Below are 14,678 nucleotides of genomic sequence, written 5' to 3'. Positions count from 1 at the left end.
TTTTAAAACCAAAAGCCCACATTAAATAACCAGTAGTTACGTTGGGTATCCGGGGACCATGCGTACTTGATTTCAAGTGGACCTAAAAAAGATTCGACACTATATCCGGCAGCAAAGCCTATTTTGGTATTGTCAAAAATAGCTCCTTCATTAAATATATCTTTTTCGGCTCTGGCGGCATTGGCAATAAAAGAAATATGATTTTTTTTAAACAATTCGTAACGCAGGGTAACCGCTGTTTTTAAGAAAGCACTTTCGCCCAAATCAGCTACATCATATCCATAAAAGTTATAGAAATTATTAATAAAATTTTTGTTGGCTCCTCCTAAAAAATAATTAAATATCCGAGTACCATCTCCTATGGTAATACCTGCCTGAGACACAATTTGCGTGGTAAATTTATTCCCGATAGTGAATGCTCCTGCCAATTCCCCTTTTAATTGAGAAAAAGGTTTAAAACTTTCATCAAAATTAGAGGCCAATAAATAAGCATGGTAATCGGCAAAAAAATAGATTCCTTTTTTAGGAAAGTTTTTATTGTCATAAGTATCTAAGAGTAAATTTGTATAAGCACTTACATACGAGGTCTTATCCACAAAGTTTTTAATTTGATTGTTGCCTTCTATTGTTTCAAAATAGGTTCGTATATATTTGTTTTCAGCTCCCAACCTAATTGCAATACCCTTGGTAAAAGCATTTTGAACAAAAAGCTGCGTAGTATAGTCATTATAATTTATTGGCACTTTGCCAACGTTTACACCTGCTGCATCATCATTTATTATATTTTCGAAAAAAGATTTCTTAAATTTATTATATCTTGTTTTTATACCATAACTCCAATGGAACCCATTATCAATAAAATAATCTATATTGTATCTGATATTATCTCCTAAAATCAAATCGGCAGAGAGTACATCATTTTTAAAAATAGCATGTTTAGAGGTTAAGTTTATTAATACCCCAGTTTTGTACAGATCATCATAATGCACTCCAAACTGTAAAAAAGTGGACAATTCCTCTTCTCTTAGTTTTAATTGCAGGTTAGTACTTTCATTGTTTGGCACAAACTGATATTGAATGTTTCTAAAATTGCCTGTTGCCGATAAATTATTTATTCCGTCGGTGATACCTCGATATGAAATAGAATCTTTTTCTTTAAAATTTAATTTACCAATAACATATTCATCCGTATAATTTTTATTTCCTGAAATTTTTATTTCATCAAAAGTTATATATTCATTTTTTAAAATATTTTTTTTGTTAAAATTATAATCTTTGATGTTTTGTTTTTTCGCTATTTGCTGAAAAGCACTCAGCTGTTTTTTTGCTGCCCGTTTTCCACTTTCAATGATATCTTTGGTGGCATCAAAAGAAATTACGTTAAAGTCGGTTATGTCAGGGTGTATATAAACATCTGCTTGGTTTCTTTTGCGTTCACCATCACTATACATTTGAAAACTAACAATTTGCATTACTATTTCCAGGGCAGAATTTAATCCCTTTTGCCCTTTCAATTTATCTTGAACATCAATGCCAATAATAATATCTACATCTTTCTCTCTCATAATATCTACAGGAAAATTATTGACAACCCCTCCGTCGGTTAACAATTTACCATTAACCTCAACAGGATCCAATAAGGTAGGAAAAGAACCACTTGCCCTAAGGGCTTGGGGTAAAAATCCGTCTTCTAAAATTTCTGTTGAACCGTCTTCTAAGTTGGTAGCTATACAAAAAAATGGAATGGGCAACTTGGAAAAATCTGTTATGTTGTGCACATGATCTGTCAGTTGCGTTAAAATATTAAATACGTTCTGCCCTTTAGAAAGAGCGGTGGGTAATTGAACTCCTCTATTCTTTATGGGTAATGTCAGTGCATATTTTTCGGTATTTTCCTTTTGATAAATAGATTTTGATTTCCTTGGTAAATTATCTTGCATTAATTCGTTCAAATCAAGTGAAGTTATAATAGAATCCAACTCACTTGCAGAATACCCAGAAGAATACAACGCACCGATAATGGCTCCCATGCTTGTTCCGCCTATATAATCTATTCTAACACCAGCCTCTTCCAATATTTTTAAAGCTCCAACATGAGCAAAGCCCTTTGCTCCACCACCGCTTAATACCAACCCTACTTTTAAGTCCTTTTGAGGTTTAATACTATCTTGACCAAACATATAGGGTGTTTGACTTAATAATAGTACGATTAGTATTTTTTTTAACATTAAGAATTAATTTTCTTTTAAATGATAGTAATTATGCACTTTGGTTGCTCTAGAATTCCCTATTATTTTTTCTATATCCTTCAACGATGCCTTTGAAACACGTTTAGCTGATTTAAAGTGTTTTAATAAATTTTCTACTGTATTTTTGCCAATTCCCGGTATTTGCTCAAGTTCGGTTTGAATTGCACTTTTACTCCGTTTATTTCTATGAAAAGTAATAGCAAACCTGTGTGCTTCGTTCCGTAACTGTTGAATAATCTTCAAAGTTTCCGATTTTTTATCCAAATACAATGGAATGGGATCATCTGGATAAAAAATTTCTTCCAGACGTTTTGCAATACCTATAATGGCAATTTTTTTTCGCAAGCCTAGTACATCCAAACTTTTTAAAGCTGATGACAACTGGCCTTTACCTCCATCTATAACGATAAGCTGCGGCAATTCTTGCCCCTCGTCCAACAAACGTTTGTACCTTCTGTGCACCACTTCTTCCATGGAGCCAAAATCGTCAGGGCCTTCAACGGTTTTTATATTATATTTACGATAATCGCTCTTGCTCGGTTTTCCGTTTTTAAAAACCACGCAAGCAGCCACTGGATGCGTTCCCTGAATATTCGAATTATCAAAACACTCTATATATCTGGGTTCTTTTGGCAATCGCAAATCTTTTTGCATTTGGGCCATTATTCTGTTAGTATGCCTGTCAGGGTCAACTATTTTAATCTGTTTAAAACGCTCTTGCCTATAGTATTTTGCATTACGTAGCGAAAGGTCTACAATATGTTTTTTATCTCCTTGCTTTGGGATAACGACTTTAATTTCATCGCCAACATTAACCTTAAATGGTACATATATTTCTTTAGATTGCGAATTGAATCGTTGCCTAATTTCAATAATTGATAGCTCCAATAAATGTTTATCACTTTCATCCAATTTCTTTTTAATTTCTGTGGTATGCGATTGGATTATTGCCCCGTTCATCAATTTAAAAAAGTTAACGTAAGCGAAACTCTCGTCAGAAATAATAGAAAATACATCAACATTGGAAATTGAAGGATTTACAACAGTTGACTTTGCCTGATAATTAGCCAATAAATCTATTTTCTCCTTAATTTTATGAGCTTCCTCAAACTCATGGTTTTCTGAAAATTGTAACATTACACTTTTAAAATGTTGCAATGCATCTTTAAAATTACCTTTTATAATATTTCTAATGGCATCAATATTCTCAAGATAATCATTTTCTTCTTGCAAGCCCTCACAAGGGCCTTGGCAATTTTTAATATGATACTCTAAACAAACTTTATATTTACCAGCCTCAATATTTTTTTGAGACAAATCATAAGCACAGGTTCTTAATTGGTACAGCTCCTTTACCAATGAAAGCAATGCTTTTGCCGTTCTTACCGAAGTGTATGGCCCAAAATATTCAGAACCGTCTTTAATTACGTTTCTGGTTAAAAACACCCTGGGGAAAGGCTCTTTTTTAATACAAATCCACGGGTAGGTTTTATCGTCTTTTAGTAAGATATTATAACGTGGTTTGTATTTTTTTATAAGATTGTTCTCTAACAACAAAGCATCCATTTCGGTAGAAACCACTATATGTTTAATGGATGTAATTTTCTTTACTAAAACTTTAGTTTTACCGTATTCGTGATTTTTAGTAAAATATGAGTTTACCCTTTTTTTAAGATTTTTTGCTTTACCAACATATAAAATAGTATTGTTTTTATCAAAATATTGATAAACACCAGGTGTATTTGGTAAGGTTTTTATTTGAAGTTCTAAATCGGTATTAACCATAAAGCGAAGTTAAGAACTTAATGACTTTTATCATATTTTTTAAGGATATTTTAAATTATTATTGCACAAATGTTTTTAATATGAAATATACTACTTGTTTAATTCTATTTTTACTGGTAACATCAACTATTCATTGTCAAGATAACAAAACAGAAAAGGTTTGGAGAGTCAACTTTTTGAACCCTGCAATTGAATTGGAACTACCAACGGGAGCTCATTCCACTCTTTCATCTGCAATTGGAATTAGTTTTGATGGTTCATACCCACACTTAACCGTTAGTAGCGGTACAGGTTTTATCTATATGATTAATCCATTTATTGATTTACAAGAAAAATGGTTTTATAATTTGGCTAAACGGATTGAAAAGAATAAAACAATTGACAACAATTCAGGGAATTTTATTTCAGCCAGATTTCTTATGAGAGGATATTCTCTTGCTGGTAATATAACTAGGACATCAGATTTTGATTTTGCTATCGGTCCAACATGGGGGTTTCAAAGAAAATACGGTAAGAATTTTCATTTATTGTTCGACATGGGTCCTATTTACTACTTTGATGGTTTAGGAAACGGAAATATCTTTCCTCTTATGCTGCAACTGAATTTAGGATTTGATTTGTAACAATTAGCTTTTCGGCTTTTCGTAATGCCTTACTACCACTGGTGGAACAATTTGATCTTTTGGTTCTTCTTCTTTTTCTTTTTTAGGGAAAACCTTTTTATTGAAAATCAATAATAACGAAACACCTGCTGTGATAGCGGCATCTGCAACATTAAAAACATATTGGAAAAAGGTGAAATTTCTGTCCACAAATAATGAAAAGTTTTTACCACCAATACCTGGAATCCAGTCTGGCCAATTAAAACTAATTTCTGGAATCCATGAAGGTAATTGGGCATTTTCTATAATAGGAAAGTAGAATAAGTCCACCACCTTACCATGAAATAAAGTACCATAACCACCTTCTTCAGGTAAAAATGTAGCTACTGAGCCATGACTGTCTCCAAAAAGAACACCATAAAAAACCGAGTCAATAATATTACCCATGGCTCCTGCAAATATTAACGCGATGGCAATGATTAAAATTTTATGTCCGTTAGTTTTCACAGCGGAATACAGCCAGTAGCCAATACCGACAATAGCAATGAGCCTAAAAAAAGTTAAGAACAACTTACCATTGGAACCACCAAACTCGGTACCCCAAGCCATACCATAATTTTCTATAAAGTGAATTCTAAACCAATCTAAGCCCATTACTTTAAATCCATCACCCAAAACGAAATGGGTCTTTATATAAACCTTGCTCCACTGGTCTATCAATAAAATGATAATAATTATAATAACGGCTTTTTTCATTAGCAGAATCTTTTTCCGAAAGTGTTGCAAAAATAAGAATATTATTCAGTTGTGGAATTGTTTAACACAATATTTGCATTTGAAGAGCAGGTCTTTTGCAAGCTCCAATGTGATCAAACTAACGAAAAGGGGGCAAACAAAAAGACTTCCTATTTTGGGAAGTCTCTCTTATAAAATATATAATAACTATTGAGCATTTTTAGCTTCTATGCTGAGCGTAGCATGAGGTACTAATTTTAAGCGTTCTTTTTGAATCAGTTTACCGGTTACACGGCAAATACCATAAGTTTTATTTTCGATACGCAATAGAGCATTTTTTAAATCTCTAATAAATTTTTCTTGACGGATTGCCAATTGCACATTAGATTCTTTTGACATGGTTTCAGAACCTTCTTCAAATGCCTTAAATGTAGGCGAAGTGTCATCTGTACCATTGTTACTATCGTTTTTATAAGCACTTTTAATCAAGCGTAAATCTTCCTCAGCATTCTCTATTTTTTTCAAGATAATTTCTTTGAATTCTTGTAATTCAGCGTCCGAGTATTTTTCTTTATTCTCAGTCATTTTCTTTAATTTTTTTCAATTAATAATTTTGTGTTTACATCGTCAAAGGCAATTTCTATGCCACCACTTACTTCGTCTTCTAACAATAACTCGTTAGTCAATGTTTCGTTTTTAATATATGTGGCGTTGTCATTAATTGCAACATCAACAATTCCATCTTTCTCTATTTTTAATTTTATTTTATCGGTTACTTCCAAACCTGATTCTTTTCTTAAATTCTGAATTCTGTTTACCAACTCTCTGGCTATACCCTCTTTACGTAACTCATCAGAAATAGTAACGTCTAAAGCTACAGTTAAATTGCCTTGGTTTATCACCAACCAACCTTCTATATCTTGCGAGACTATTTCAACTTCATCTATGGTTAAAGTTACGGAATTTTCTCCAATTTTTAACGGAATTTTGCCTTGTTTTTCAATTGTTGAGATATCGTCTTTTGTCAACTTCCCTATTTCAGCAGCCACAAATCGCATATCCTTTCCAAATTTTGGCCCCAATACTTTAAAATTTGGTTTTATATTTTTTACCAAAATTCCCGAGGCATCATCAATCAGTTCAATTTCTTTTACATTTACTTCTGACTTTATCAACTCGGCAACCGCTTCAATATCTTCTTTGTCTTGAGTATCCAAAACGGGAATCATAATCCGTTGCAACGGTTGACGTACTTTTATCATTTCTTTTTTCCGTAAAGATAAAACCATAGAGGAAATAGCTTGTGCCTTTTGCATTTTACGTTCTAAAGCCTCATCAATTAACGCTTCTTGAAATTCAGGAAATTCATCCAAATGAATGGATTCCTCTTTTTTACCATTAGTAGCATTGGTTAAATCCCTGTACAATTGATCCATATAAAAAGGTGCCACAGGCGAACCCAATTTTGCTACCGTCAACAAACAGGTATAAAGCGTTTGATACGCAGAAATTTTATCTTGCTGGTAATCTCCTTTCCAAAAACGTCTTCTGCTTAAACGTACAAACCAATTGCTTAAGTTTTCGGTTACAAAATTTTGAATGGCCCTGGTTGCCTTTGTAGGTTCATAATCGTTATAGTAATCTTCTACATTTTTTATCAATGTATTCAGTTCGGAAATTATCCAACGGTCAATTTCAGGTCTTTTATCATTGTCAATATCGGCTTCTGAATATGTAAAATTATCAATATTGGCATATAATGTAAAAAACGAATAGGTGTTGTAGAGCGTTCCGAAGAATTTACGTCTGACTTCCTCAATACCTTCAATATCAAATTTTAGATTATCCCATGGATTTGCATTGGAAATCATATACCAACGGGTTGCATCTGCACCATATTTCTTCATCGTTTCAAACGGATCAACGGCGTTGCCCAAACGTTTGGACATTTTTTTACCGTCTTTGTCCAACACCAATCCATTAGAAACCACATTTTTATACGCATTGGTATCAAAAATCAACGTACCAATTGCGTGCAGTGTGTAAAACCAACCTCTGGTTTGGTCAACCCCTTCGGCAATAAAATCGGCAGGGAAAGGAATAGCCCCCTTTATTTCCCCCTTAGGGGGAAGACACTCAGATGCTTTAGAAATTTTTTCTAAAACATTGTCAATGTCTCCGATAACTTCTTCATTGGAGAAACGGATTACCTTAAAACCAAGTTGTTCAAGTATTTCTGTTCTCAATTTATCAGCTTCTTGAATTTCAGGTTTTGAGTGATAACCACCATCAACTTCAACGACTAATTGATTGGATAGGCAAACAAAATCAACAATAAATTGGTCAACTATATGTTCTCTTCTAAATTTTAAGCCGTCTAATTTTTTACCTCTTAAAGAATCCCAAAGAATTTTCTCGGCTTCGGTAGGCGTTTTTCTTCTATTTTCTTTTAGCTCCTTTAACAGAGGATAAATTGATTTTCGAGCAGTATTATACTTTTTGTCAAGTTTGGGTTCTTCCCCTGAGGGGAAGCTAGATGGGGCTTTTTCAAACGGATAATGCCATTGTGCATAAGGCATAGAACCAGAATCGAACCAGACATCGATTAAGTCAGATTCTCGTTGCATTGGTTTACCCGATGGTGAAACTAACGTGATTTTATCGACTATGTTTTTGTGTAAATCTATGAGATCGTAATTTTCTTCGCTCATATTTCCGACCTCAAAATCAGCAAAAATATCTGCGTCCATGAAACCTGCCTTAACGGCCTTTTTCATTTCAACTTTAAGCTCTTCAACAGAACCGATTATGATTTCTTCCTTACCATCTTCTGTTCTCCATATTGGTAAAGGAATACCCCAAAAACGCGAACGCGATAAATTCCAATCGTTAGCATTTTTAAGCCAATTACCAAAACGACCTTCACCCGTTGAGTTTGGTTTCCAGTTGATGCTTTGGTTCAGTTCGTACATTCTATCCTTCTTATCGGATACTTTTATAAACCAAGAATCTAAAGGATAATATAAAATCGGTTTATCTGTACGCCAACAATTGGGGTAACTGTGCTTATATTTTTCTACCTTAAAAGCTTTGTTTTCTTCTTTTAATTTAATAGCAAGTTCCACGTCAACAGAACGTTCTGGTGCTTCGCCATCTTCGTAATATTCGTTCTTTACATATTTACCAGCAAATTCGCCCATTTCTGGTCTGAATTTACCTTGTAAGTTAACTAAAGGAACGGGATTCCCATTTTCATCCATCACTAACATTGGTGGAATTTCTGGTTCAGCCTGTTTTGCTGCCAACGCATCATCTGCACCAAAAGTAGGTGCCGTATGTACAATACCTGTACCGTCTTCTGTTGTAACAAAATCGCCAGCAATAACCCTAAATGCATTTTCTGGGTTTTGATATGGTAAAGCGTACGGTAATAGTTGTTCGTATTTGATTCCGACAAGGTCAGCACCTTTGCATTCCGCAATGATTTTATATGGAATTTTCCCTGCCTTGCCGGCAGACAGGTTGTCACCCTCTTTATAATTTTTCAATTCATCATCTGAATCGACTTTTATAAATTTCCCTGCAAACTGCTCTCCAACCAAATTCTTAGCTAGAATTACATTAATAGGTTCAAAAGTATATTGGTTATAAGTTGAAACCAACACATAATCGATTTTATTCCCAACCGTCAATGCTGTGTTAGAAGGTAATGTCCAAGGAGTAGTAGTCCATGCTAAAAAATAAAAAGCCCCATCTATCTTCCCCTCTGAGGAAGAATTCAAACTGAACGCTTTTTCTATGGAGTTGCTAACTCCCCCTCCTTCGGAGGGGGCTGGGGGGAGGCTCTTAAATTGTGCCACCACGGTTGTATCAGTTACATCTTGATACGTACCTGGCTGATTTAATTCATGAGAGCTTAATCCTGTCCCTGCTTTTGGTGAATAGGGCTGAATGGTATAGCCTTTATACATTAAACCTTTGTCATAAATCTGCTTTAGCAACCACCAAACAGATTCCATATATTTGGGTTTATAGGTAACATACGGGTCGTTCATGTCCACCCAGTGTCCCATTTTACGGGTGAGTTCTTCCCAAACATCGGTATAACGCATTACAGCTTTTTTACAAGCCTCATTATATTCTTCAACCGATATTTTTGTGCCAATATCTTCTTTGGTAATGCCCAATTCTTTTTCAACACCTAATTCAATGGGCAAACCGTGGGTATCCCAACCTGCTTTACGTTTTACTTGGTAACCTTGTAAAGTTTTGTACCTGCAAAAAATGTCTTTAATAGTACGGGCCATAACATGATGAATTCCCGGTAATCCGTTAGCGGACGGTGGACCTTCATAAAACACAAATGGCTTGTTGGCATCACGAGAAGTAATACTTTTTTGGAATATATCATTTTCTTCCCAAAATTGTTGGGTTTCATCGGCTACTTTCGTCAGGTCTAAACCTTTATATTCTCTAAATGGCGTACTCATTTTCTGTCTTGATTCTTTCGAGTCGCGAAATTACGTATTTTATTGAAAATATTAATTTTATCACAAGAAAAAAGCATCTTAAAATTAAGATGCTTTTTTATAATCGTTTGATTGATTTACGGTTACTTTTTAATCACCACAAATTCTGTACGCTTATTTTCTAAATATTCTAAATCGGTGCAAGGCACATTGTTTACACATTTGTTGAGCGGCTGCGTTTCACCGTATCCTTTTCCAGTAATTCTTCTATGATCTAATCCTCTTTCCAGAAGATTATTAACTACTGCCGTAGCTCTACTCTTAGTTAAGCTTAAATTATAGGCATCAGGACCTCTTGAGTCTGTATGAGCCCCAAATTCAATTACCATGTTAGGATACTTTTTCATCAATCGCATTACTTTATCCAAGGCTCTTTCTGAGGATTCTGTTATTTCCGCAGTGTTTATCGTAAATGTGATATTGGGTACATTTAAGATTTCATAATCTTTTCTGTCCATAAATTCTTTTTCTTCAATGAAAATGACTTCATTGTTGTCAAAACCATTTTTATTGGAAGTCTCAAGATCTACAGATGTGCTGAAATATCCATTTTTTGTGACTTCTAGCGTATAATTTGATGCACAGTCAACCCCAAAATAATATTCACCATCAAAAGCAGTTTCAATTCTGCGGATACGGTTTCCATTTTCATCTATAAGAGCTACAAAAGCATTGCCGACCCTATTTCCCGTAACTTTATCTTTTATGATACCAGTGGCAATCTGATCACAAATTGCAATAGTAGTTTTTTGTTTGAAAGAATAAATATCGTCATCACCCATACCACCATTTCTATTGGATGAAAAATAACCTTGCAATTTATCGCTATCTATAATAAAAGAAATATCATCACCCTTACTGTTCATAGGTTCCCCAAGGTTAATAGGCTCGGGTATTGAACCGTCTAATTTGGTCATATAAATGTCAAAACCACCTTTACCCCCTGGACGATTTGAAGAAAAATAAATAACATCTCCATCAACATAAGGCGAATATTCTTTGTATTTTGAATTGATAGTTTCACCTAAATTAATGATTTTACCGTAATGACCTTGATTTAAATCTACCACAAAAATATCGGTATCGCCTAAAGTTCCGGGCATGTTGGACACAAAATATAATTTTGAGCCGTCCGCACTAATCATTGGGTGACCCGTATCGTAATCATCATCATTAAAAGGTAACGAAGAAAAATCTTTCCAATGTCCTTTTTTATCGACTGTAGCTTTAAATATTTTTAGACCTTCTGATTTTAATTTACCGCCCATATAATTATTAGAAGTAAAATAAACTTCTTTCAAATCAGGTGTAAATGCTACAAAAGCATCGTGATATTTCGAGTTAACATCGCTAGAAAAAGGTTTTACATTTACGATTTCGCCATTACTTTTTAAATCACCAATATATAAGTTTAAGAAAGGTTGATCATTCTTTTTCCATTTGCGGTTGGATAATCCAGCTGTTTTTCTGCTTGAAGAAAAGACAATTTTATCTTTACCCATAAAAGTAGAACCAAAATCTTGATATTTTGTATTTACCTCTAGGTTTTTAATACTGTATTCAGCTGCTTTTATAGAATCTGCTCTTTCTATTTGAGCGTTTGAAAATACGGTACTTAAAACAAAAATTAAGATTATTAAGCTTCTCATTGGGTTATTCTTTGCTCTTATAATTCAAAGGTTGTGCCAAAGCATATCTAAGTTATGCAAAAAGACCTTCAAATTTTATGAAGGTCTTTTGTTTTCTTTGCTTTTATTACATTCTGATTATTACAAACTCAGACCGTCTATTCTGCTGATGCTGGGCTTCGGTACAGCTGGTGTTATCATCACAATCGTTAATCAATTGTGTTTCGCCGTAACCTTTACCTGTTATTCTTGAAGGATCAATACCTCTTCCGATAATATATTCAACAGTTCTTTTGGCTCTATTGTTCGATAGCCAAATATTATAACCAGCCGGAGCCCTAGAATCTGTATGTGAAGCAGCTTCTATAATCATCTTAGGATATTTGTTCATCAAATCGACTACTTTCTGCAACTCCGTTTTTGCTTGTTTGTTCAAATATGAAGAATTCAAATCAAAATAAATAGGCTCAATATTTACACCATAATTCCCTGATGGTAATTTCACTATTTCATCTGGTAAAACATCTGGCAGGCCTTCGGGTTTTTTATCTACACCTTCGCCTTGTGTACCATTGTTATTGTTGCCTGCAATCATATTGCCAGCACCTAATAAAAGGGGCATTTTTACTTCTTTATCAGCTTCGTCAGAAGTTGTAAAAGAAATTGACTGAGGTGCAAAACCTATTTTTTTACCTTCTAATTTGTATTCGGTTTCACATGATATTTCGAATGAAAATGTAGCATCGTCTTTAACAATTGTAGATGTTATTGTGTTTCCATCTTTGTCACTTAATATTACTTCTGAACCGGGCAATAAACTCGTTGAAATTTTGTCCCTGACATCTCCAGTTACCAATTGAAGGCATCTAAAATCAACCGGTTCTTCTTCAATGAAAGAATAAATGTCATCATCACCTTTGCCACCTTCTCTATTGGAAGAAAAATACCCTTTTCTAGTTTCACTGTTAATAATAAATGCGAAGTCGTCACTAGCAGTATTTAAACTTAAATTTACGGGGTTGGCCATGTATCCTTTCAGCTTACTAGCATAAATATCTATACCTCCCTTTCCACCAGCTCTGGTAGAGGAAAAGTACAATATGTCACCATCAACAAAAGGAAACCAATCCTTGGCCGTTGAATTGATTTTATCTCCTAAATTCACTGGATTCCCGAATCCACTCTCGTTCACTTCCACTTTATAAATGTCCGTTTCTCCTAAAGTTCCGGGCATATCAGAAGTAAAATATAGTGTTTTCTCATCATCACTTAACGTGGGATGTCCCACAGAGTATTCCACATTGTTAAAAGGCATTGGTATAATATTTATCCACTCGCCCTTGTTATTTACCGTGGCTTTAAACATAGCCAAATTGGTATAACCTTGATTATCTATTCCTAATTTTTTATTGTAGTAATTGTCTCTGGTAAAATAAACTGTTTTACCATCCTTAGAAAAAGTTACACTTGCTTCGTGATATCTAGAATTTACCTCTCCTTTAAGTCTTCTTTTATTAGCTACCGATCCGTCTTCGCTGATATCGCCTTCGTATAGGTCCAGAAAACGTTGACCATTAGGTTCCCAAACATCGCGAATTACTCTGAAACCACGTCTGGGAGCTGCAAAAACCAATTTATCCGATCCGTGATAAGCAGTACCAAATTCAGATTGTTCAGTATTTACTTCTAAATTTTTAATGACATATTTTCCTCCTCCGTCTTGAGCATAAAGACTTACTACACTTAGCAATAATACTATTACAAGATATTTTTTCATTATTAGGTTATTTATTTACATTTAATTCCTCTCCCTTTTCCCTAGCTTTTTACATAATTGAAGCCAATTATGCACAATTAGAACGTTATAAAATTCTAATTATTACCTCTAATAACGTCATCATATATAATTATAGTATTGTTTAGGTAAAATAATTTAGCATTAATCAATCCTAAAAAACTATTTAACCTAAAAATAATGGAGAATACTGTAAATAAATTATGGTTGTTATAGAGTTATTTTAATTTACTTTTCCCTTAAAACTAATAATTCATTAAAAATTCTAACAAATACTAGATTTATATTTTTACTAATTTTATACCTTACTAGAAGAATCTAGGCGATTTCAGGTTTTTCTTCGAGAAATCTATGTCCCATTGCAAAAATACTTCGTGCGTACCGCTGTTGTAGTTCCCCAAATTGGTCGTCGTGTAATCATAGGCATATCCTATCCTCAGATCCCTGGTCACACCAAAGTTGACCAGTCCCGTTACGGCATCGCCAAAACGATAGCCCACACCAAGCTCCAAACGGTCGTTGAACAAAAAGTTCAGGTTGCCGTCCAATGACAACGGAGAACCAGATACCACTTTTGCCATTACCGATGGCTTCATTTTTAAAGTCTCCGAAAGGTCAAAAACATAGCCCAACGTACCAAAATAGTGCATCTTCTCGGAAGCTTTGCTTATCGTACCATTATCTTTCTCCAAATGTTTGGTCTCCAATAAATTCGGTGCCGATAAACCTATATAAAACTTATCCGTGTAATAATAAACACCTGCTCCAAAGTTCGGCAAGGTCTCGTTTACATTGTCGTCGAACAAAGGGTCTACTCCCGGTGCCGTTTGTGGTAATATCAATGACAGCAAACCTACATCAAAGAACGTTACACCGCCTTTTAATCCAAAGGCCAACCTACCTTCTTCTGAGGTACTTATAGTATAGCTTACATCCGCATATACATTGGTCTCCTTTACTGGGCCGTGCCTGTCCAGAATGGCCGAAAAACCGCCACCAAGGTTCTTGCCCAAAGGGGCATGGATGGCCATCGTGGCCGTTTTAGGGGCACCTTCTATACCTACCCATTGCAACCTGCCCAATACACCTATGCTCAACGTACCGCGAGAACCAGCATAGGCCGGGTTCACTATGTTCATGTTGTACATATATTGCGTGTACTGAGGGTCTTGCTGTGCATGGCCCTCAATTGTGCTTAAACCTAATATTAATAGTAAAACTACTGATGCTATTCTCATTGTGTTCTTAATTTAGTTTTCGCTCTTGCTGAAACAATATTTTATTTTTTTCCTATAAACCCGCAAGGTCTTATCTCTTTCGCTAGGCTCCAAAGATTAAAAGAAGACCTTGCTGAT

9 protein-coding genes are annotated in these 14,678 nt (G+C 34.7%); 1 reads left to right on the top strand and 8 read right to left on the bottom strand.

Annotated features, from left to right (window positions below):
* Positions 1–2: 2 nt before the first annotated feature.
* On the bottom strand, positions 3–2,228 hold the full coding sequence (locus tag UMM65_RS12130; RefSeq protein ID WP_321976845.1) for a patatin-like phospholipase family protein: 2,226 nt from the start codon (positions 2,226–2,228) through the stop codon (positions 3–5).
* A gap of 6 nt (positions 2,229–2,234) precedes the next feature.
* On the bottom strand, positions 2,235–4,034 hold the full coding sequence (uvrC, locus tag UMM65_RS12125; RefSeq protein ID WP_321976842.1) for an excinuclease ABC subunit UvrC: 1,800 nt from the start codon (positions 4,032–4,034) through the stop codon (positions 2,235–2,237).
* Between the two features lie 80 nt (positions 4,035–4,114).
* Between uvrC and UMM65_RS12120 the strand changes: the two genes are divergently transcribed.
* The gene (locus tag UMM65_RS12120) at positions 4,115–4,657 is read left to right on the top strand and encodes a hypothetical protein (protein WP_321976840.1); all 543 of its coding nucleotides are present in this window, start codon (positions 4,115–4,117) and stop codon (positions 4,655–4,657) included.
* Positions 4,658–4,660: 3 nt separating this feature from the next.
* On the opposite strand, the gene UMM65_RS12115 is transcribed toward UMM65_RS12120, so the two are convergent.
* The 6 genes from UMM65_RS12115 to UMM65_RS12090 all read right to left on the bottom strand — a co-directional run bounded on the left by UMM65_RS12115 (position 4,661) and on the right by UMM65_RS12090 (position 14,561).
* Complete coding sequence (locus UMM65_RS12115) at positions 4,661–5,398, bottom strand: lipoprotein signal peptidase (RefSeq protein WP_321976908.1); 738 nt, start codon at positions 5,396–5,398, stop codon at positions 4,661–4,663.
* Between the two features lie 180 nt (positions 5,399–5,578).
* Positions 5,579–5,956 (bottom strand): TraR/DksA family transcriptional regulator, encoded by a 378-nt coding sequence (locus UMM65_RS12110; protein WP_321976838.1) that lies wholly within the window; start codon positions 5,954–5,956, stop codon positions 5,579–5,581.
* A 5-nt stretch (positions 5,957–5,961) separates the two neighbouring features.
* On the bottom strand, positions 5,962–9,861 hold the full coding sequence (locus UMM65_RS12105) for a class I tRNA ligase family protein (RefSeq protein WP_321976836.1): 3,900 nt from the start codon (positions 9,859–9,861) through the stop codon (positions 5,962–5,964).
* 122 nt (positions 9,862–9,983) lie between these two features.
* On the bottom strand, positions 9,984–11,549 hold the full coding sequence (locus UMM65_RS12100; RefSeq protein WP_321976834.1) for an OmpA family protein: 1,566 nt from the start codon (positions 11,547–11,549) through the stop codon (positions 9,984–9,986).
* A 106-nt stretch (positions 11,550–11,655) separates the two neighbouring features.
* Positions 11,656–13,305, bottom strand: a complete 1,650-nt coding sequence (locus UMM65_RS12095; RefSeq protein ID WP_321976833.1) for an OmpA family protein — start codon at positions 13,303–13,305, stop codon at positions 11,656–11,658.
* Positions 13,306–13,631: 326 nt separating this feature from the next.
* On the bottom strand, positions 13,632–14,561 hold the full coding sequence (locus UMM65_RS12090) for a PorP/SprF family type IX secretion system membrane protein (RefSeq protein WP_321976832.1): 930 nt from the start codon (positions 14,559–14,561) through the stop codon (positions 13,632–13,634).
* Positions 14,562–14,678: the final 117 nt, after the last annotated feature.

Origin of the sequence: Aureibaculum koreense (genome assembly GCF_034296135.1) — a bacterium.
GTDB lineage: Bacteria > Bacteroidota > Bacteroidia > Flavobacteriales > Flavobacteriaceae > Aureibaculum.
This window is presented reverse-complemented; position numbering and strand designations above follow the sequence as displayed.